The organism is Streptomyces sp. NPDC051320 (assembly GCF_040682175.1).
Classification (GTDB): domain Bacteria; phylum Actinomycetota; class Actinomycetes; order Streptomycetales; family Streptomycetaceae; genus Streptomyces.
This window is the reverse complement of record NZ_JBFBAL010000015.1, coordinates 54,656-73,295: the sequence shown is the minus strand read 5'-3', so window position 1 is coordinate 73,295 and position 18,640 is coordinate 54,656. Positions and strand designations below refer to the sequence as shown.

Sequence of the window (18,640 nt, the reverse complement as noted above, 5' to 3'; positions counted from 1 at the left end):
GCACCGAACGGAAAGGCGAGGGGCCGCCGGCCGGGCTCCCAGCGGGAGCACACGACCGACGGCCCGGTGGTGGCCCGGGGGAGCGGATGACCGCCCCGGGGCCGGGGTCGCCTAGATGTCGAAGTAGAGCTCGAACTCGTGCGGGTGCGGCCGCAGCTGGATCGGGGCGATCTCCTGGGTGCGCTTGAAGTCGATCCAGGTCTCGATCAGGTCGGACGTGAAGACTCCGCCGGCCTGCAGGTACTCGTGGTCCGACTCGAGCGCGTCGAGCACGGCCGGAAGCGAGGTCGGGACCTGCTGGACGTTGGCGTGCTCCTCGGGAGCCAGCTCGTAGAGGTCCTTGTCGATCGGCTCCGGCGGCTCGATCTTGTTCTTGACGCCGTCCAGGCCCGCCATCAGCAGCGCCGAGAAGGCGAGGTACGGGTTGGAGGACGGGTCGGGGGCGCGGAACTCGACGCGCTTGGCCTTCGGGTTGGAGCCGGTGATCGGGATGCGCATCGCGGCGGAGCGGTTGCGCTGCGAGTACACCATGTTGACCGGTGCCTCGAAGCCCGGGACCAGGCGGTGGTACGAGTTCACCGTCGGGTTGGTGAAGGCGAGCAGCGACGGGGCGTGCTTCAGAATGCCGCCGATGTAGTAGCGGGCCATGTCCGAGAGGCCCGCGTAGCCCTGCTCGTCGTAGAACAGCGGGTCGCCGCCGGACCACAGGGACTGGTGGACGTGCATGCCGGAGCCGTTGTCGCCGAAGATCGGCTTCGGCATGAAGGTCGCGGTCTTGTTGTTGCGCCACGCGACGTTCTTCACGATGTACTTGAAGAGCATCAGGTCGTCGGCCGCGGCGAGCAGCGTGTTGAACTTGTAGTTGATCTCGGCCTGGCCGGCCGTGCCGACCTCGTGGTGCTGGCGCTCGACCTGCAGGCCGTTCTTGTCCAGCTCCATGGAAATCTCGGCACGCAGGTCGGCGAAGTGGTCCACCGGCGGGGTCGGGAAGTAGCCGCCCTTGTAGCGGACCTTGTAGCCGCGGTTGTCCTCGAGCGCACCGGTGTTCCAGGCGCCGGCCTCGGAGTCGATGTGGTAGAAGCTCTCGTTCGCCGACGTCTGGAAGCGGACGTTGTCGAAGACGTAGAACTCGGCCTCGGGGCCGAAGTAGGCGGTGTCCGCGAACCCGGTGGAGGAGAGGTAGGCCTCGGCCTTCTTCGCCACGTTCCGCGGGTCGCGGCTGTACTGCTCGCCGGTGATCGGGTCGTGGATGAAGAAGTTGATGTTGACGGTCTTGTCGCGGCGGAAGGGATCGACACGGGCGGTCGACAGGTCCGCGCGGAGCGCCATGTCGGACTCGTGGATGGCCTGGAAGCCGCGGATCGACGAGCCGTCGAACGCGAGTTCCTCGGTCGGGTCGAAGACCGCCGCCGGGATGGTGAAGTGCTGCATCACACCGGGCAGGTCACAGAACCGGACATCGATGAACTTGACGTCTTCGTCGGCGATGAACTTCTTCACGTCGTCGGCGTTCTGGAACATCCAACTCCTCCTACTCCCGACCCGGGAGGGGCGGGGTTGCAGCTCATGGTGAGGCCAGTGCGGTGGCGGCGGTGGCACTCGCTGGACCCGACCATAGGGACACCGGATTTCTCAAGCATGACCCATTTGTTTCGTAGAAGTTAACCGGACCGGGTATCCGCAGGCCATCGAGACCCCGACCGCAGGGGTAGGAATCCGGTCGCAGTACCGTGGACGGGTGGACAACAGGCAAGCAGTCGGATCGTGGCTTTCCGGGCCGGGCGAGGCCGCCAAGGAGATGGGTGCCGACTTCGGTCACCGGGGCAAGCGGCTCGGTCTGCCGGAGACCGGACCCGGTGCGATCGCACCGCTGGGCCGCCGTTTCGGGGCCGTTTTCATCGACTGGGCACTCTGCATGCTTATCGCATACGGACTCATCGCGCACGGCGACCAGCAGTCCGCCGGGAACTGGGCGCTGCTGGTCTTCTTCGTGCTGAGCGTGCTCACCGTCTCCACCATCGGCTGCACACCGGGCAAGCGGCTGCTGCGCCTGCGGGTCGTCGCCGAGGACGGCGGCCGCCTCGGCGCGGCCCGCGTCGTTGTACGCAGTCTGCTGCTCTGCGTGGCCATCCCCGCGCTCATCTGGGACCGCGACGGACGCGGTCTGCACGACCGTCTCGCCCGCGCCGTGCAGGTGCGGATCTGAGACCGGCCCCCGGCCTCCGGGCAGGCCTCCGACAAGAACGCGAAGGGCGGCCAGAACCTCGGAGAGGTTCTGGCCGCCCTTCGCGTTACCTGCGTTTACCGCTGCTTCTGGCCCCTCGTGCCACGGCCCGGCATGGGGCCCTTCGGCAGGGGCATGTTCGACATCAGGTCACCCATCGCGCGCAGCCGGTCGTTGGCCGCTGTGACCTGGGCGCCGGTCAGTACGCGCGGCAGCTTCAGCAGGGTGGTGCGCACCTTCTTCAGCGGTACCTGGCCCTCGCCGTCGCCCACGACGATGTCGTGCACCGGCGCGTCCACCACGATGCGCGCCATCTTCTTCTTCTCGGCGGCCAGCAACGACTTCACCCGGTTCGGGTTGCCCTCGGCGACCAGCACCACCCCGGCCTTGCCGACCGCGCGGTGCACGACGTCCTGGCTGCGGTTCATCGCGACCGCCGGGGTCGTGGTCCAGCCGCGGCCCACGTTGTCCAGCACGGCGGCCGCCGCACCCGGCTTTCCTTCCATCTGCCCGAAGGCCGCGCGCTCGGCGCGGCGGCCGAAGACGATCGCCATCGCGAGGAAGGCCAGCAGGAAACCCAGGATGCCCAGGTAGATGGGATGGCCGATCACGAAGCCGACGCCGAGAATGACGCCGAAGACGACGATTCCCAGACCGCCGACGACAAGACCCACCTGGGGATCGGCCTTGCGGGTCATCTTGTAGGTCAGGGCGATCTGCTTCAGCCGCCCGGAATTCTCAGTGTCTGCGTTTGCCTGCCTCGCCATGGACAGAAGTTTACGCGGACTAGGAGGTGCGGGTGGCCACGGCCTCCAGTACGTGCTGCGCCTCGACCCGGTCCTTGGCCCGGCGGCGGTCCTCGAGCACCGACGTCCAGGCGTTGCGGCGAGCGGTGCGCTGGCCGTTGCTCAGCAGAAGCGACTCGACGGCACGGAGCGCACCGGCGACGGACGGAAGGGCATTGGCTCGTACGGTCTGGGGCGCGGCCTGCATGATGGGGTTCCCTCGGGACAGCGGCGAATACGCCGGCGGACAGTGCGGCGGACGGAACAACGGGAGCGCGCGGGAGTGACGCACCCAGCGGAGCGGTGCGTAACCCCAGGGTCACTGATTGGTGTTACCAAGGCATGTCGAGCCGGTCAAACGGACATGAAGCATCGGTGTGGCCCCGGAAACGCCTGACGCGGCCCGCACCCACCCCTGACCTGCAGGGATCGTACGAGCCGCGTGATTAGGCCATTACTCCACAGTAGCCGCTTGTGCGCAGATTCACACGGCGGCAGCGCCGCGCCGGTCCATCGCCTGCTGGAAGAGACGGCCCGCGCGGTACGAGGACCGGACGAGCGGCCCCGACATGACGCCGGAGTAGCCGATCTCCTCGGCCTCCTCCTTCAGCTCCACGAACTCGGCGGGCTTCACCCAGCGTTCGACGGGGTGATGGCGGGGGGAGGGCCGCAGATACTGCGTGATGGTGATGAGCTCGCAGCCCGCGTCGTACAGGTCCTGCAGCGCCTGGCTGATCTCCTCGCGCTCCTCGCCCATGCCCAGGATGAGGTTCGACTTGGTGACCAGACCCGCCTCGCGGGCCTGCGTGATGACGTCCAGCGAGCGCTCGTACCGGAAGCCGGGACGGATCCGCTTGAAGATCCGCGGCACCGTCTCGACGTTGTGCGCGAGGACCTCGGGACGGGACGAGAAGACCTCGGCCAGCTGCTCGGGGACCGCGTTGAAGTCGGGGATGAGCAGCTCGACCTTGGTACGGCCCGCGGCCCGCTCGGCCGTCATCGCGTGGATCCGGCGCACCGTCTCCGCGTACAGCCAGGCGCCGCCGTCCTCCAGGTCGTCGCGTGCGACGCCGGTGATGGTGGCGTAGTTCAGGTCCATCGTGACGACGGACTCGCCGACTCGCCGCGGCTCGTCACGGTCCAGCTCGGCCGGCTTCCCGGTGTCGATCTGGCAGAAGTCGCAGCGCCGGGTGCACTGGTCGCCACCGATGAGGAAGGTCGCCTCGCGGTCCTCCCAGCATTCGTAGATGTTGGGGCAGCCCGCCTCCTGGCAGACCGTGTGCAGACCCTCGGATTTCACCAGGGCCTGCATCTTGGTGTACTCGGGGCCCATCTTCGCCCGGGTCTTGATCCACTCGGGCTTGCGCTCGATGGGGGTCTGGCTGTTCCGGACCTCCAGACGCAACATCTTGCGCCCGTCGGGTGCGACAGCGGACACGTCCGGCTCCCTACAGCTTCGATTCTTCGGCGAACACCAGGGTACGCCCGTTGTTTGTATGGCCTACGTCCGGCCAACCCACGACCGCGGAGGTGCATTCCCGGCCGGTACGGCGGCGGCTCAGGCCGAGGCCTGCTCGACGGCCTGTCCGACCGGACGGTCGACACCGCTCGTGACCGTGCGCGGGGCGAGCGCCGCGTTCTCCAGCACCTCCCGCAGATGCTTCTCCACGACCGGCAGTACCTCGGCGACCGTGACCTCACGGCCCAGTTCGTACGAGAGCGAAGTCACTCCCGCGTCCCGGATGCCGCACGGCACGATCCGGTCGAACCAGGTGGTGTCCGGGTTGCAGTTCAGGGCGAAGCCGTGCATGGTCACGCCCTTCGCGACCCGGATGCCCATGGCGGCGATCTTCCGGTCCTCGCGGCGCTGCCCGGCATTGGACGGCGCGTACTCGGGGCCGTTCATCCGCGGGTCGAACTCCTCGTCCTGCAGACGGGGGTCGAGATCGAGCGAGAGCCCGCCGATCGACGGACGTTGGTCCACCGGGTCGCCGAGCACCCAGACGCCCGCCCGGCCCTCGACCCTGCTGGTCGCGACACCGAACTCGGCGCAGACCCGGATCAGGGCCTCCTCGAGACGGCGCAGGTGCGCGATGACGTCCACCGGACGCGGCAGCTTCTGGATCGGGTAGCCGATCAGCTGGCCGTACCCGTGCCAGGTGATCTTGCCGCCCCGGTCCACGTCGACCACCGGGGTGCCGTCCAGCGGGCGCTCGTTGTCGGCGGTGCGCCTGCCCGCCGTGTAGACGGGCGGGTGCTCCAGCAGCAGCACGGTGTCCGGCGTCTCGTCGGCGAAGCGTGCGGCGTGCACCTCGCGCTGCTTCTGCCAGGCCTCCCGGTACTCGACGGCTTCCTCGCCGAATCCCAGTCGGACAAACCGCAGCTCACTCACGGCAGCTCCTCATCGCGTACGGACACCCCACCCTTCGGGTGACACCCCTCAGCCACTGTACGACCGCGTCGAACGGCAGCCTCGCGCGGGCAGAAACGGAACCTCCTCACCCGAACGGATGAATCCGGGGCGTAGCAGGCGGTAACGGCGGCGCAGCCCGCTAAATTCACGCCGTTCCATGAGGGCTGCTCCCGGCCCGGAAGGCAGGAGACCGCACAGCTGATGACGGAACGATCCCCGCAGCGCACACCCAACCGCCGGCTCGCCGCGCTCATCACAGAAGCCGGTTTCTCCCATGCGGGCCTGGCCAGAAGGGTGGACCAGCTCGGTCTCGAGCACGGCCTCGATCTGCGCTACGACAAGACCTCGGTGACCCGCTGGCTGCGCGGCCAGCAGCCGCGCGGCACCACCCCCGCCCTGATCGCCGAGGTGTTCACCCGGCGACTCGGCCGCCGGCTCGCGGCGCAGGACCTCGGACTCGACGCCTGTGCGCCGGTGTACGCCGGGCTCGAGTTCGCCGGCACCCGGGACGAGGCCGTCGACATCGTCAGCGGCCTCTGGCGCAAGGACTCCGGCAGCCAGGCCGAACTGCGCAAGATCGCGTTCACCCCGGCCGGACTCGTCGTACCGAGCAGGGACTGGCTGATCGGCCGGGCCGATGACTGGGGCGCCGCCGCCGCGGCCGGAGCGGGGGCATCCGGGGACCGGGGCGCACCGCAGGCGAGGGCCGTACGGATCGCCGCGACGATCCGTACGACCGTGCCGCGCCAGCGGCAGACCGACCGGGCGCCGGGGCAGCGGGTCGGCGCCGGCGACATCGCGGCGCTGCGGGCGGTCGGCGAACTCTTCCGCACCCTCGACCACGCCTATGGCGGCGGGCATGCCCGACAGGCGCTGGTGCGCTATCTGGAGCACGAGGCGGAGCCGATGCTGCGCGGCTCCTACGGCGAGGCGACCGGTCGGCGGCTCTTCGCGGCCGCCGCCGATCTCACCAGGCTGGCCGGCTGGACGTCGTACGACATCGCGGCGCACGGCCTCGCCCAGCGCTACTTCGTACAGGCGCTGCGGCTGTCGCAGGCGGCCGGGGACCGGGCGTACGGCTCGTACGTCCTGGTCACCATGAGCCGTCAGGCGGTCTATCTCGGACACGGCAGGGAGGCCGTGCAGCTGGCGCGGGTCGCTCAGCAGGGGATCGGCAGCTCGGCACCCCAGGTCGTCCAGGCGCTGTTGCACGCGGTCGAGGCACGCGGCCACGGCGTGCTTGGCGAGGTGCGGGCCTGCACGGCCTCGATGCTGCGGGCGGAGAAGGCCATGGAGGCCGCCCGGCCCGGCGACGAAGTGCCGTACTGGGCGCGTTTCTTCGACGAGGCCCAACTGGCCGACGAATTCAGCCACAGCCACCGTGACCTCCAGCAGTACCGGCCCGCCGCCCAGTACGCCGAGCGTTCGCTCCAGCTGCGCGCCCCCGGATTCGCCCGCTCCCGGTTGTTCTGCCGGGTGGTGCTCGCCACCGCGCGGCTCGGCCTCGGCGAGCTGGACCAGGCGTGTGCGCTGGGCGCGGATGCGGCGCAACAGGCGGGGGAGATGCGCTCCGCGCGGGCTGTGGAGTACGTACGGGACTTCGAGCGGCGGCTCGAGCCCTACCGCGACGCGGCCGCGGTACGGGGGTACCGGGACCGGGTCGCGGCGATCGGCTGACGCGGGGTGCGGTCGGTCACGCCCGTTCGGTCCCGTGCGTTCGGTCCGTCCGTTCGGCCCTTGCGGTCGGTCACGCCGCCAGGGGGACCGGATCGGCAGTGATGTCCGGCTTGATGCCGAAGTCGCGCATCACCTGATCTGCGGCGCGGCGGCCGGAATGCAGTGCGCCCTGGACGGTGCTGGTGTCCCGGTGGTCACCGCAGACATAGAGCCCGGCCAGCAGCCGGACGGCGCGGCGCGCATCGTGCGGGGCGGACATGGCGGGGACCGCCCGGGGGTCGTGGTGGACGGCGAGCAGTTCCCAGTCGTCCGTCGGTGTGCCGTAGACGCCGGCCAGCTGGGCGCGGACCATCGCGTCCAGTCCGGGCGGGGGAGTGCGGAGGCCGAGCACGGTGGAGGAGATCAGGGCTCGGCCGCGCGGTGCCCGGGTGCGATCGACCTCGCTGATGACCGCGGTGTGCGAGACGGGGCCGGCGCGGTCGGCGTCCAGCAGCAGGGCGGCCTCGGCGAGCGGACTGCGGGGGGCGGCGTGGTGAACGACCGTCACCGGGTGGAAGTCCGGCACCCGCAGCCCGGGCAGCAGCCGGGCCGCCTCCCGGGCGTCGGTGGCGATCAGCAGGGCACGGCAGTCCAGTCGGCCCAGCTCCTCCGTGGTGACCGAGGAGATGGAGGCCGAGGTGACGTGTATCCCGGTACGGACCGTGCCCGTCGGGAGGGTCGCGGCCAGCCGCTCGGGAAGCGTGCCGACACCGCCCACGGGCAGGCAGAGCCGTCCCCGGGCGAAGCCGCGCAGCGCGAGCTCCGCGCAGCGGCTGGACGTACCGAGGCCGGGATCGCACAGCAGCGCGGACAGCAGGGGCCGCAGAAAGGTGCTGACGGTGCGCGCAGGGAACCCGTACGAACGGAGTGCTTCCCGTGCGCTCTGCTCGGGCCGGGCCAGCAGACGGTCCACCGGGGTGCCCGCGAGGCGGCTCAGCGCGGTGGAGACGCGGGCCTGGCCGAGTGGGCCGCCCATCGACGAGCGGGGGGAAAACGCAGAACGCGCGGTGCGCGGGGCGCTCTTGGGGGCGCGCGCCGCAGTGAGTGCGCCCCATGCGCTCCCCGGTTCGCCCATCCGGTGCAGGCGTTTTTCGCTGTGTACCAGGATTCCCGGCGAGAACAGGCTCAGATCGACCCCGCTGAGATAGGGGGTGCTGAGCAGCTCCGCATACGAGGTGTTGAGCAGTTGCCCGTTGCGGTCGAGACGGAAGCCGTCGATCTCCTCGGTGGCCATCCGGCCACCCGGTCGCGGAGCGGCCTCCAGAACACTGACGGTGACGCCCGCGCCTGCCAGCCGATGAGCCGCTGACAGGCCGGCTATCCCGGCACCGACGATCACGACGTCGGCATGAAGTGCGCTGCTGAGCACGGGCCCCTCCCCGGGGTCGGCGCGGCCGGTGCGGTGTCTTGCGGTATCGGGGTGCTTTCCCTCAACTGGCCGCGGGAATGCGGTGGTTCTTTGCGAGCGTAGGGAGGGCGGCGGTGGCGGGCAGGTGCGCGGGGCGGGGGCACGGTGGCGCGGGGTCGCACGGCGGGGGCTTGCCGAGCCGGGGGCGAGCCCCCGGACCCCTTGTCCTCGAACTCCCCCAGTTATCGCTGGGAGGTGCCCCCAGGACGGGCTGGATTGTGGCGGGCGCAAAAACCAGCCCCTCCGGCGATTGGGGAGCGGGGGCCGGGTCGGAGCCCCGGTTCGGGAAGCTGGGAGTCCCCCCGGCCGGAGGCTGGGGGAGGGGTGGGGAAAAGCCCAGCGTCAAGACCGCGCGGCGCCGATCGCCTCATCGACCCCCGGAAAGGCGAACGTGAACCCCGACTCCAGCAACCGCGACGGCACCACCCGCTGACTCATCAGTACATCCCCCGCGAACTCCCCCAGTGCCACCCGCAACACCGGCGCCGGCACCGCGAAGAGGGTCGGGCGGTGCAGGGCGCGGCCCATCGCGGCGGTGACCTCACGGTTGGTGACGGGCTCGGGAGCGGTGAGGTTCACCGGGCCGGACAGGGACCCGGTGTCCAGGATGTGGCGCAGGGCGGCGACCTGGTCGTGCAGGGCGATGAAACTCCAGTACTGGCGACCGTCACCGAGCCGGCCGCCCAGGCCGGCCCGGAAGAGCGGGAAGAGCTTGCCCCAGGCGCCGCCCTCCCGGGCGACCACCAGGCCGGTGCGGGCGAACGCGGTGCGGATGCCGGCTTCTTCGGCGGGGCGCGCGGCCTCTTCCCACTCGACGCACAGTGCGGCCAGGAACCCTGCGCCGGGTGGCGCGCTCTCGTCGGTCACCTGGTCGCCCGTGTCACCGTAGAAGCCCAGCGCGCTGCCGCACAGCAGCACCCGGGGTGGCACGTCGAGCGAGGCCACGGCCTCGGCGAGGGTGGCGGTGCCGAGGACCCTGCTGTCCCTGAGCTCCTTCTTGTAGCCGGCGGTCCAGCGGTGGTCGCCCACCCCGGCTCCCGCCAGGTTGACCACCGCGTCGCTGCCGGCCAGCCCCGCGGTGTTCACGTACTCCCGTTTCGGATCCCACTCGACCTCGTCGGCTGCCCGGGCGGTGCGGCGGACCAGCCGTACCACCTCGTGGCCGTCGGCCCGCAGGGACATGCCCAGGGCCGAACCGATGAGCCCTGACGCTCCGGCAATCGCGATACGCATGGGCCCCATCCTTACCCATCCGGGCCCGGCCCGGAGGAGCGCCGCCCCCGTGGCAGAGTGACACGCATGTCAGAGCCGAACATACGGGTCGCGGTGCGCGCCGACGGCGAAGCGCTCGCCGTGCTCGACCGTGCGACCTGGTCCACGCTGCACGCCGTCCAGCCCCGGCCGCATCCGCCGTACGCCCCGTTCTTCGACGGCAGCCATCTGCCCGGCGACTATCTGGTGGCCGAGGTGGCCGGTGAGATCGCGGGATACGTACGGCTGGTCCCGGCCACTCCGCTGGCCTGCAACGCGCATGTGCGGCAGATCCAGGGACTCGCCGTCTCGGTATCGGCCCGGGGGAAGGGGGTCGGCCGGGCGCTGCTCAGGAGCGCGTGCGCCGAGTCCCGGCGTCAGGGCGCGACCCGGATCACCCTGCGGGTGCTGGGGCACAACGCCCCGGCGCGCAGGCTGTACGCATCCGAGGGGTTTGCGGTGGAGGGTGTGCTGCCCGGCGAGTTCTATCTGGCGGGCCGTTATGTCGACGACGTACTGATGGGTCGAAGCCTCACCGGCTGGTGAGGCTGTCGCCGGGGGCACGGCCTCACGACCCGAAGCGTTCCCAGAGCCGCGGGTAGCGCTCGGCGAGAGCCTCGTCGTCGAAGTCCACGGGCATGCCCTCCGGCTCGGCGGCCTGCGGCGGGATCCCCAGGTCGGGCGTCTCGGACCCGGTGAGCTGTTCGTACGCCTCGTCGGCCGCGTAACCGAGGTCCTCGCCGTCGCCGTCGACCTCCTCGTCGAAGTCGTCGAGCAGATCGGCCAGGGCGTCCGGGTCGTGCAGCGCGCCCTCGAAGATCTCCCGGCCCTGACCGATCAGCCAGCAGCGGAAGTAGTCGAAGGCATCGCTGTCCGCCTCACCGAGCAGCACGGCGGCGGCGCCCCACAGGTCCCAGCGGTAGGCGCGGTTGTAGCGGCTCTCGAAGTACCTGGCGAACTCCAGCACGGCGTCGGGATCGAACTGCAGCAGCCGCTCGGTGAGCAGGTCGGCATGATCCTCGGGGTCGCCGTCGGCGGCCGCACGGGTGCTGTCGATGGTCTCCCAGAACTCCGTCTCGTCCCTCACGCGTCCAGCATCGTGGTTGGCGGGGCCCGGCGCACGCGGAGCGCGCAGGTAGCAGCTCTCTCGTTATCAGGGGGATGCTGCCAGGTGGTGCGACGGTCCGATGATGCGCTGGGAAGCCCCGGAAATCCGGACGGTCCCTGTCCGGTATCGGTGCGACGGTGGCCGTATGACGACAACGAAGCCATTGACCGGACGCGTCGCCCTGGTCGCGGGAGCCACCCGTGGTGCGGGCCGGGCCATCGCCGTGCAACTGGGAGCGGCCGGCGCCACGGTCTACGGGACGGGGCGCACCACCCGCGAGAAGCGCAGTGAGCTGGGGCGCGCGGAGACCATCGAAGAGACCGCCGAACTGGTCACGGCCGCCGGTGGGCAGGGGATCGCCGTACCCACCGACCATCTGGCGCAGGACCAGGTGAAGGAGCTGGTCGAGCGCATCGACCGGGAGCAGGGACGGCTCGACATCCTGGTCAACGACATCTGGGGCGGTGACCATCTGGCCGAGATCGGCAACAGCGTGAAGATGTGGGAGATGGAACTCGCACAGGGATTGCGGATGCTGGAGCTCGGAGTCAAGAGTCACATCATCACCAGCAGTTGTGCGCTGCCGCTGCTGGTGCGGCGGCCCGGCGGTCTGGTCGTCGAGGTGACGGACGGTACGGCGGAGTTCAACCGCGCCTACCGGGAGAACTTCTACTTCGACCTCGCCAAGAACGCGCCGATCAGAATGGCCTTCAACCTGTCCCACGACCTCGGGGCGCTGGGCAGCACGGCGGTCTGCGTCACACCCGGCTTTCTGCGCTCCGAGGCGATGCTCGACCACTTCGGCGTGACGGAGCAGAACTGGCGCGACGCGATCGCGCAGGTCCCGGAATTCGTCATCGCGGAATCCCCGGTATTCGTGGGCCGGGCCGTGGCGGCGATCGCGGCGGACGAGGGCCGGGCGCGCTGGAACGGGCAGTCGCTGTCGAGCGGACAGCTGGCGAAGGAATACGGCTTCACCGATGCGGACGGGAGCCGGCCGGACGGGTGGGGATACATCACGGATGTCGTGCTCGGGGGCAAGGACGCGCCGGCCGACGACTACCGCTGACCGCCGGGTGGCAGCGGTACGGGCAGCCCGGGCGGCGCGGCCGGCCCGGGTCGCTCAGCGGTACAGCCCGGCGGCTCGCGCCGTCGCATCGGCGAAGCGGTCGCGCAGCTCCGGCGGTCCCAGCACCTCCACCTCCGGCCCCAGCCCGAGCAGCTGCCCGTACGCCACGTCCAGCGACTCGACGGGCAGCGTGACCGTCACCCGGCCCCACGCGTCCGCCGGGGCGGCCGCCGCCAGGGCGGCGGAGGCGGCCGCGCGGTCCACCGCGTGCGGGAGGGCGGCGGCGCCTGCCGATGACAGCCGGACCTCGACCTCCGTACGCAGGATCGAGCGGGCGAACGCGGCGGCTTGCTGCTCCCAGAAGGCGGGGAGGTCGAAATCCGGGTCACGGACGAACCGGTCGCCGCGCTCATCACCGTGCGGCACAGCGCCGTCGCGCCCCTCACCGGGCGGCACAGCACCATCGGGCCGTACCACCGCGGTGAAGCGGTCGATGCGGTAGACCCGGAAGTCGCCGTCCGCACGCGCGCAGAGGTACCAGACGCCCGCCTTGAGGACCAGGCCGTACGGCTCCAGCTCGCGCGTGACCGTGGAGCCGTCCGGGCGCCGGTAGCGGACGTGGACCCGCCGGTCCGACCGGACGGCTTCGGCGAGCGGGGGCAGCAGCTCGGGGGTGACCGGCTCCTGGTACCAGCCGGGGGCGTCCAGGTGGAAACGCTGGGCGGCGGACGCGGATGCGTCGCGCAGCGAGGGCAGCAGGGCCGCCGAGACCTTGAGCCGGGCCGCGGACGCGGCATCGGCGAGGCCCATCTGCCGCAGCGCACCCGGGACTCCGGAGAGGAACAGCGCTTCGGCCTCGGTGCGTGCGAGGCCGGTGAGCCTGGTGTGATACCCGCCTATCAGCCGGTAACCGCCGGTCCGGCCGCGCTCCGCATATACCGGAACACCGGCCTCCGAAAGGGCGAGCGCATCGCGGGTGATGGTGCGCTCGGACACCTCGAGCTGCCGCGCCAGCTCGGCGGCCGTCATCATCGGCCGGGACTGGAGCAGCAGCACCAACTTGATCAGGCGGGCAGCGCGCATGGGGACAGCATGCACCCCGCCACTGACAACGACGGTCCGGTACCGGAGGCCCGCATCAGGGGCCTCCGGCGCCGGACCCCGCGCTCACAGGCCGTAGCGCTCGCGGGCTTCCTTCACCGCCGAGACCGGGACCTCACCGCGCTTGGCCAGCGAGGCCAGCGCCGCGACCACGATCGACTGCGCGTCGACACCGAAGTGCCTGCGGGCCGCCTCCCGGGTGTCCGAGATGCCGAAGCCGTCGGTGCCGAGCGAGGAGTAGTCCTGCTCGACCCACTGGCTGATCTGGTCCGGCACCTGGCGCATCCAGTCGCTCACCGCGAGCACCGGGCCGGGGGCGCCGGCCAGCGCCTGGGTGACGTACGGGATGCGCTGTTCGCCGTTGAGCAGGGCCTCGTCGGCCGCCATGGCGTCGCGGCGCAGCTCGCCCCACGAGGTCGCGGACCACACGTCGCCGGTGACACCCCAGTCGGCGGCGAGCAGTTCCTGTGCCTCGAGGGCCCAGTGGATCGCCGTACCGGAGGCGAGCAGCTGGATCCGCGGGGAACCCGCGGCGGCCGCGCCCTCCTTGAAGCGGTACAGACCGCGGAGGATGCCCTCCTCGACGCCCTCGGGCATCGCGGGCTGTGGCTTCGGCTCGTTGTAGACCGTCAGGTAGTAGAAGACGTTCTCCGCGTCCGGGCCGTACATCCGGCGCAGACCGTCCTTGACGATCACCGCGATCTCGAAGGCGAACGCCGGGTCGTAGTTGAGCGACGCCGGGTTGGTGGAGGCGATCAGCTGCGAGTGGCCGTCCGCGTGCTGCAGTCCCTCACCGGTGAGCGTGGTGCGTCCGGCGGTCGCGCCGACGATGAAGCCGCGGCCGAGCTGGTCGCCGAGCTGCCACATCTGGTCGGCGGTCCGCTGCCAGCCGAACATCGAGTAGAAGATGTAGAAGGGGATCATCGGCTCGCCGTGCGTCGCGTACGACGACGCGGCGGCGATGAAGTCGGCCATCGCGCCGGCCTCGGTGATGCCCTCGTTGAGGACCTGGCCGTTCGTGGCTTCCTTGTAGTACATCAACTGGTCGCGGTCGACCGGGTCGTACGTCTGGCCGAGCGGCGAGTAGATGCCGGCGGAAGGGAACAACGACTCCATGCCGAAGGTGCGGGCCTCGTCGGGGACGATCGGCACCCAGCGTTTGCCGGTTTCCTTGTCCCGCATCAGGTCCTTCATCAGCCGGACGAAGGCCATCGTGGTGGCCATCTCCTGCTTGCCGGAACCCTTGATGAGTGCCTTGAACGCGCGCTCCTCGGGCTCCGGCAGCACCACCTGGTGCACCCGGCGGGCCGGCGCGGGACCACCGAGCTCGGCGCGGCGCTCCTGGAGGTAGCGGACCTCGGGGGAGTCGGCGCCGGGGTGGCCGTAGGGCACCAGGGCCTCGTCCAGCTTCGCGTCCGGGATCGGCAGGTCCAGCAGGTCGCGCATGGCGCGGAACTGCTTGCCGTCCAGCTTCTTCATCTGGTGGTTGGCGTTCCGCGACTCGAAGCCCTCACCGAGGGTGTAGCCCTTCACGGTCTGCGCCAGGATCACCGTCGGCGCGCCCTTGAACTCGAGGGCGGCCCGGTAGGCCGCATACACCTTGCGGGCCTCGTGGCCGCCGCGCGAGGAGTGGAAACACTCGGCGATCTTCGCGTCGGTGAGCAGCTTCGCCAGCTCGGCGAGGGCGGGCTCGGCGCCGAAGAAGTGCTGGCGGATGTAGGCCACGTCGCGGGTGGCGTACGTCTGGAACTGCGCGTCCGGCACCTCGCGGAGACGGCGGACGAGCGCGCCGGTGGCGTCGAGCTGGAACAGCTCGTCCCAGGCGGTGCCCCAGAGCGTCTTGATGACGTTCCACCCGGCCCCGCGGAACTGTGCTTCCAGCTCCTGCACCACGCGGAAGTTGGCGCGGACCGGTCCGTCGAGGCGCTGCAGGTTGCAGTTGATGACGAAGGTCAGATTGTCCAGCTGCTCGCGGGCGGCGAGGGTGAGCGCGGTGGTCGACTCCGGCTCGTCCATCTCGCCGTCGCCCAGGAACGCCCAGACGTGCGACTTCGAGGTGTCCTTGATGCCACGGCCGGCCAGATAGCGGTTGAAGCGGGCCTGGTAGATCGAGGAGATCGGGCCGAGGCCCATCGAGACGGTGGGGAACTCCCACAGCCAGGGCAGCCGGCGCGGGTGCGGGTAGGACGGCAGGCCGTCGCCGCCGGCCTCCTGGCGGAAGTTGTCGAGCTGCTGCTCGCTCAGGCGTCCGTCGAGGAAGGCGCGGGCGTAGATGCCGGGCGACGCGTGACCCTGGATGTAGAGCTGGTCACCCGAACCATCGCCCTCCTTGCCGTGGAAGAAGTGGTTGAAGCCGGTCTCGTACAGCCAGGCGGCCGATGCGAAGGTGGCGATGTGGCCACCGACCCCGTACCGGGAGCCACGGGTGACCATCGCCGCCGCGTTCCAGCGGTTCCAGGCGGTGATCCGGCTCTCCATCGCCTCGTCGCCGTCGAAGGCGGGCTCGGCGGAAGTGGGAATGGTGTTGACGTAGTCGGTCTCCAGCAGCTTGGGCAGCGCGAGACCGGCGCCGTCGGCCCGCTCCAGCGTGCGGCGCATCAGGTACGCGGCACGGTGGGGGCCCGCGGCCTTGGTGACGGCGTCCAGGGAGGCCGCCCATTCGGCGGTCTCCTCCGGGTCGCGATCCGGGAGCTGGTCGAGCTCGCTCGGGTGCTTGCCTACGGGGTCGGTCATGATCGCCGCCTTCCGGACAGAACAGGGTGTTGATAAGGGCCCGGTCTGGCAGGACAGGGCGAGGGGCTGGGTGAAGCCCGTCGTCGACTGTATGTCGCTGATCGATGATCGATCAAAGGGTTCCGGGGAAAATCTTTCCGGAAAGTAAAAAGTCGGCATGGCGTGCCACGAAAACGGGCACGCGGTGCCTGGAATCCCCGCGCAAACTAGGCGCGGGGTGCACATCCGAGCACGTGTTCCTTCACCAGCGGACCGATCTGCGGGTCCTTCCGGCGGAACGCCTCGACCAGCGCCTGGTGTTCCTCCGCGTAGGACTGCTGCACGGTGCCCAGCCATCGGATCGAGAGCGCGGTGAACACCTCGATGCCCAGCGACTCCCAGGTGTGCAGCAGTACGCCGTTCCCGGCCGCCCGCACCAGCTCGCGGTGGAAGGCCACGGTGTACCTGACCTGCGCGGCACTGTCGGCCGTCCGGTCCGCCGCGTAGAGGGCCGCGACCGAGGGCTCGAGCACCGAGACGTCGGCGGCCAGCCGGTCGACGGCCAGTTCGGCCGCGATCTGCTCGAGACCGGCCCGCACCGGATAGCTCTCCTCCAGATCGGCCGCGGTCAGATTCCGTACACGTACGCCCTTGTTGGGGGCCGACTCGATGAGCCGCAGGGTCTCCAGCTCCCGCAGTGCCTCGCGTACCGGCGTCTGGCTGACCTCCAGTTCCACCGCGATCCGGCGTTCCACGATCCGCTCACCCGGCTGCCAGCGCCCACTGACTATGCCCTCCACGATGTGCTCGCGAATCTGCTCGCGCAGGGAGTGGATGACGGGCGGCGTCATGATGTGCTCCTTAGGACCGTGTTGGCCTGGGCTGACCGGCGAGTCTGGCCAGTCCCCCCATGACAATACGGCGGCGCCCCCGCCCGGAGGGGTTCCGGAAGGGGGCGCCGCAGGTGAGGCTGGTTACAGGCCGAGCTCGACCTCGAACTCGCCGGCCTCCAGGATCGCCTTGACCGTCGACAGGTAACGGGCGGCGTCGGCGCCGTCCACCAGGCGGTGGTCGTAGGAGAGAGCCAGGTAGGTCATGTCGCGGACGCCGATGACGGTGCCCTCGGCGGTCTCGATGACGGCCGGACGCTTGACGGTCGCACCGATACCCAGGATGGCTGCCTGGTTCGGCGGCACGATGACCGTGTCGAACAGCGCACCGCGGGAACCGGTGTTGCTGATCGTGAAGCTCGCACCGGACAGCTCATCCGGGCTGATCTTGCTGGACCGGACCTTGCCGGCCAGCTCCGCGGTCTTCTTCGAGATGCCGGCGAGGTTGAGGTCGCCCGCATCCTTGATGACCGGGGTCATCAGACCCTTCTCGGAGTCCACCGCGATACCGATGTTCTCGGTGTCGAAGTAGGTGATCGTGCCCTCGTCGTCGTTGATCCGGGCGTTGACGACCGGGTGGGCCTTCAGCGCCTGGGCGGCGGCCTTGACGAAGAACGGCATCGGGGACAGCTTGACGCCCTCGCGGGCGGCGAAGCCTTCCTTGGCCTGGTTGCGCAGCTTCATCAGCTTGGTGATGTCCACCTCGACCACGGTGGTCAGCTGAGCCTGGCTGTGCAGGGCCTTCATCATGTTGTCGCCGATGACCTTGCGCATCCGGGTCATCTTGACGGTCTGGCCGCGCAGCGGCGAGGCCTCCAGCTTCGGCGCCTTGGCGGAGGGGGCCGGAGCAGCGGCAGCCGGGGCCGGGGCCGCCTTGGCGGCCTCGGCGGCGGCGATGACGTCCTGCTTGCGGATCCGGCCACCGACGCCGGTGCCCTTGACGGAGCCCAGGTCGACGCTGTTCTCGGCGGCGAGCTTACGGACCAGCGGGGTCACGTAGGCGCCGTCGTCACCGGCAGCCGGAGCGGCGGCGGGCGCCGGAGCGGCGGGGGTGGTGACGGCGGCCTGCGCCGGAGCCGGGGCGGGGACCGCGGCCTGGGCGGGGGCCGGTGCGGGTGCCTGCTGGGGAGCCGCCGGTGCCGGCGCCTCCTGCTTGGGCGCTTCCTGCTTCGGTGCTTCCTGCTTCGGTGCTTCCTGCTTCGGAGCCTCCTGGGCGGGCGCGGGCGCGGCGGGCGCCGGAGCGGCGGCCGGGGCCGCGCCCTTCGCACCGATCACGGCGAGCTTGGCGCCGACCTCGGCGGTCTCGTCCTCGCCGACCAGGATCTCCAGCAGGGTGCCCGCGGCAGGGGAGGGGATCTCGGTGTCGACCTTGTCGGTCGAGACCTCGAGCAGCGGCTCGTCCTCCGCCACCTCGTCCCCGACCTCCTTGAGCCAACGGGTGACGGTGCCCTCGGTGACGCTCTCGCCGAGCGCGGGAAGGACCACGTCGGTGCCCTCGGCGGAGCCGGCGCCCGACGCGGCCTCGGCCGTGGGGGCCGGGGCCGGGGCCTCGGCGGACGGGGCGGCAGGTGCCTCGCCGGCAGGAGCCTCAGCGGCGGGGGCCTCCGCGGCGGGTGCCTCGGCGGCGGGTGCCTCGGCGGCGGCCGGAGCGGACTCGGCGGCCGGCGCGCCGGTGCCGTCGTCGATGACGGCCAGCTCGGCGCCGACCTCGACGGTCTCGTCCTCGGCGACCTTGATGGACGACAGAACGCCGGCGGCGGGAGCCGGGATCTCGGTGTCGACCTTGTCGGTCGAGACCTCGAGCAGCGGCTCGTCGGCCTCGACGCGCTCGCCCTCGGCCTTCAGCCAGCGGGTGACGGTGCCCTCGGTGACGCTCTCGCCGAGCGCCGGCAGGGTTACGGAAACCGACATGGTTTCAGTTGCTCCTATCGAAAGTGCGGAAGTGGTCGTCGTGCCCGTAACT

16 protein-coding genes are annotated in these 18,640 nt (G+C 70.7%); 4 read left to right on the top strand and 12 right to left on the bottom strand.

All coding sequences use genetic code 11. From position 1 onward, the window contains the following. Positions 1 to 111: 111 nt before the first annotated feature. Positions 112 to 1,521, bottom strand: coding sequence for a type I glutamate--ammonia ligase (glnA, locus tag AB0M87_RS28000; protein WP_365857721.1), 1,410 nt, complete (start codon positions 1,519 to 1,521; stop codon positions 112 to 114). Between the two features lie 217 nt (positions 1,522 to 1,738). Here glnA and AB0M87_RS27995 point away from each other — a divergent pair, with 217 nt between their 5' ends. Further along, entirely contained in the window at positions 1,739 to 2,206 is a 468-nt protein-coding gene (locus AB0M87_RS27995) for an RDD family protein (RefSeq protein ID WP_365857719.1), read from the top strand. Positions 2,207 to 2,301: 95 nt separating this feature from the next. Here the strand turns inward: AB0M87_RS27995 and AB0M87_RS27990 are convergent, their stop codons facing one another. The 4 genes from AB0M87_RS27990 to lipB form a co-directional block, all read right to left on the bottom strand. After that, positions 2,302 to 2,991 carry a DUF4191 domain-containing protein gene (locus AB0M87_RS27990; protein ID WP_365857717.1) on the bottom strand — a complete coding sequence of 230 codons (690 nt, stop codon included), beginning with the start codon at positions 2,989 to 2,991 and terminating at the stop codon, positions 2,302 to 2,304. A gap of 19 nt (positions 2,992 to 3,010) precedes the next feature. After that, positions 3,011 to 3,217, bottom strand: a complete 207-nt coding sequence (locus tag AB0M87_RS27985; protein WP_365857715.1) for a hypothetical protein — start codon at positions 3,215 to 3,217, stop codon at positions 3,011 to 3,013. A gap of 276 nt (positions 3,218 to 3,493) precedes the next feature. Continuing rightward, positions 3,494 to 4,447: a lipoyl synthase gene (gene lipA / locus AB0M87_RS27980; RefSeq protein WP_365857713.1), complete on the bottom strand. Its 954-nt coding sequence runs from the start codon at positions 4,445 to 4,447 to the stop codon at positions 3,494 to 3,496. 120 nt (positions 4,448 to 4,567) lie between these two features. Then, positions 4,568 to 5,401 (bottom strand): lipoyl(octanoyl) transferase LipB, encoded by an 834-nt coding sequence (gene lipB / locus AB0M87_RS27975; RefSeq protein WP_365857711.1) that lies wholly within the window; start codon positions 5,399 to 5,401, stop codon positions 4,568 to 4,570. Between the two features lie 222 nt (positions 5,402 to 5,623). Between lipB and AB0M87_RS27970 the strand changes: the two genes are divergently transcribed. Continuing rightward, entirely contained in the window at positions 5,624 to 7,099 is a 1,476-nt protein-coding gene (locus AB0M87_RS27970) for a regulator (protein ID WP_365857709.1), read from the top strand. A 70-nt stretch (positions 7,100 to 7,169) separates the two neighbouring features. Here the strand turns inward: AB0M87_RS27970 and AB0M87_RS27965 are convergent, their stop codons facing one another. Further along, positions 7,170 to 8,507, bottom strand: coding sequence for an NAD(P)/FAD-dependent oxidoreductase (locus AB0M87_RS27965; RefSeq protein WP_365857707.1), 1,338 nt, complete (start codon positions 8,505 to 8,507; stop codon positions 7,170 to 7,172). Between the two features lie 381 nt (positions 8,508 to 8,888). After that, entirely contained in the window at positions 8,889 to 9,788 is a 900-nt protein-coding gene (locus AB0M87_RS27960) for a TIGR01777 family oxidoreductase (RefSeq protein WP_365857705.1), read from the bottom strand. A 57-nt stretch (positions 9,789 to 9,845) separates the two neighbouring features. Here AB0M87_RS27960 and AB0M87_RS27955 point away from each other — a divergent pair, with 57 nt between their 5' ends. Further along, the gene (locus tag AB0M87_RS27955; protein WP_365857703.1) at positions 9,846 to 10,343 is read left to right on the top strand and encodes a GNAT family N-acetyltransferase; all 498 of its coding nucleotides are present in this window, start codon (positions 9,846 to 9,848) and stop codon (positions 10,341 to 10,343) included. Between the two features lie 22 nt (positions 10,344 to 10,365). On the opposite strand, the gene AB0M87_RS27950 is transcribed toward AB0M87_RS27955, so the two are convergent. After that, positions 10,366 to 10,884 (bottom strand): DUF4240 domain-containing protein, encoded by a 519-nt coding sequence (locus AB0M87_RS27950; RefSeq protein ID WP_365857701.1) that lies wholly within the window; start codon positions 10,882 to 10,884, stop codon positions 10,366 to 10,368. A gap of 166 nt (positions 10,885 to 11,050) precedes the next feature. Here AB0M87_RS27950 and AB0M87_RS27945 point away from each other — a divergent pair, with 166 nt between their 5' ends. Further along, positions 11,051 to 11,974 carry an SDR family oxidoreductase gene (locus tag AB0M87_RS27945; protein WP_365857699.1) on the top strand — a complete coding sequence of 308 codons (924 nt, stop codon included), beginning with the start codon at positions 11,051 to 11,053 and terminating at the stop codon, positions 11,972 to 11,974. A gap of 54 nt (positions 11,975 to 12,028) precedes the next feature. Here the strand turns inward: AB0M87_RS27945 and AB0M87_RS27940 are convergent, their stop codons facing one another. The 4 genes from AB0M87_RS27940 to sucB all read right to left on the bottom strand — a co-directional run bounded on the left by AB0M87_RS27940 (position 12,029) and on the right by sucB (position 18,588). Then, positions 12,029 to 13,057, bottom strand: a complete 1,029-nt coding sequence (locus AB0M87_RS27940) for a YafY family protein (protein WP_365857697.1) — start codon at positions 13,055 to 13,057, stop codon at positions 12,029 to 12,031. A gap of 84 nt (positions 13,058 to 13,141) precedes the next feature. Next, entirely contained in the window at positions 13,142 to 15,808 is a 2,667-nt protein-coding gene (aceE, locus tag AB0M87_RS27935; RefSeq protein ID WP_365857695.1) for a pyruvate dehydrogenase (acetyl-transferring), homodimeric type, read from the bottom strand. Positions 15,809 to 16,014: 206 nt separating this feature from the next. Further along, positions 16,015 to 16,638 (bottom strand): GntR family transcriptional regulator, encoded by a 624-nt coding sequence (locus AB0M87_RS27930; protein ID WP_365857693.1) that lies wholly within the window; start codon positions 16,636 to 16,638, stop codon positions 16,015 to 16,017. A gap of 123 nt (positions 16,639 to 16,761) precedes the next feature. After that, positions 16,762 to 18,588, bottom strand: coding sequence for a 2-oxoglutarate dehydrogenase, E2 component, dihydrolipoamide succinyltransferase (gene sucB, locus AB0M87_RS27925; protein WP_365857691.1), 1,827 nt, complete (start codon positions 18,586 to 18,588; stop codon positions 16,762 to 16,764). Positions 18,589 to 18,640 lie beyond the last annotated feature (52 nt).

Coding starts and splice junctions, on each gene's coding strand:
- glnA (WP_365857721.1), bottom strand. CDS start 1,521: ATGTTCCAGAACGCCGACGACGTGAAGAAGTTCATCGCCGACGAAGAC.
- AB0M87_RS27990 (WP_365857717.1), bottom strand. CDS start 2,991: ATGGCGAGGCAGGCAAACGCAGACACTGAGAATTCCGGGCGGCTGAAG.
- AB0M87_RS27985 (WP_365857715.1), bottom strand. CDS start 3,217: ATGCAGGCCGCGCCCCAGACCGTACGAGCCAATGCCCTTCCGTCCGTC.
- AB0M87_RS27970 (WP_365857709.1), top strand. CDS start 5,624: ATGACGGAACGATCCCCGCAGCGCACACCCAACCGCCGGCTCGCCGCG.
- AB0M87_RS27960 (WP_365857705.1), bottom strand. CDS start 9,788: ATGGGGCCCATGCGTATCGCGATTGCCGGAGCGTCAGGGCTCATCGGT.
- AB0M87_RS27955 (WP_365857703.1), top strand. CDS start 9,846: ATGTCAGAGCCGAACATACGGGTCGCGGTGCGCGCCGACGGCGAAGCG.
- AB0M87_RS27945 (WP_365857699.1), top strand. CDS start 11,051: ATGACGACAACGAAGCCATTGACCGGACGCGTCGCCCTGGTCGCGGGA.
- AB0M87_RS27940 (WP_365857697.1), bottom strand. CDS start 13,057: ATGCGCGCTGCCCGCCTGATCAAGTTGGTGCTGCTGCTCCAGTCCCGG.
- aceE (WP_365857695.1), bottom strand. CDS start 15,808: ATGACCGACCCCGTAGGCAAGCACCCGAGCGAGCTCGACCAGCTCCCG.
- AB0M87_RS27930 (WP_365857693.1), bottom strand. CDS start 16,638: ATGACGCCGCCCGTCATCCACTCCCTGCGCGAGCAGATTCGCGAGCAC.
- sucB (WP_365857691.1), bottom strand. CDS start 18,588: ATGTCGGTTTCCGTAACCCTGCCGGCGCTCGGCGAGAGCGTCACCGAG.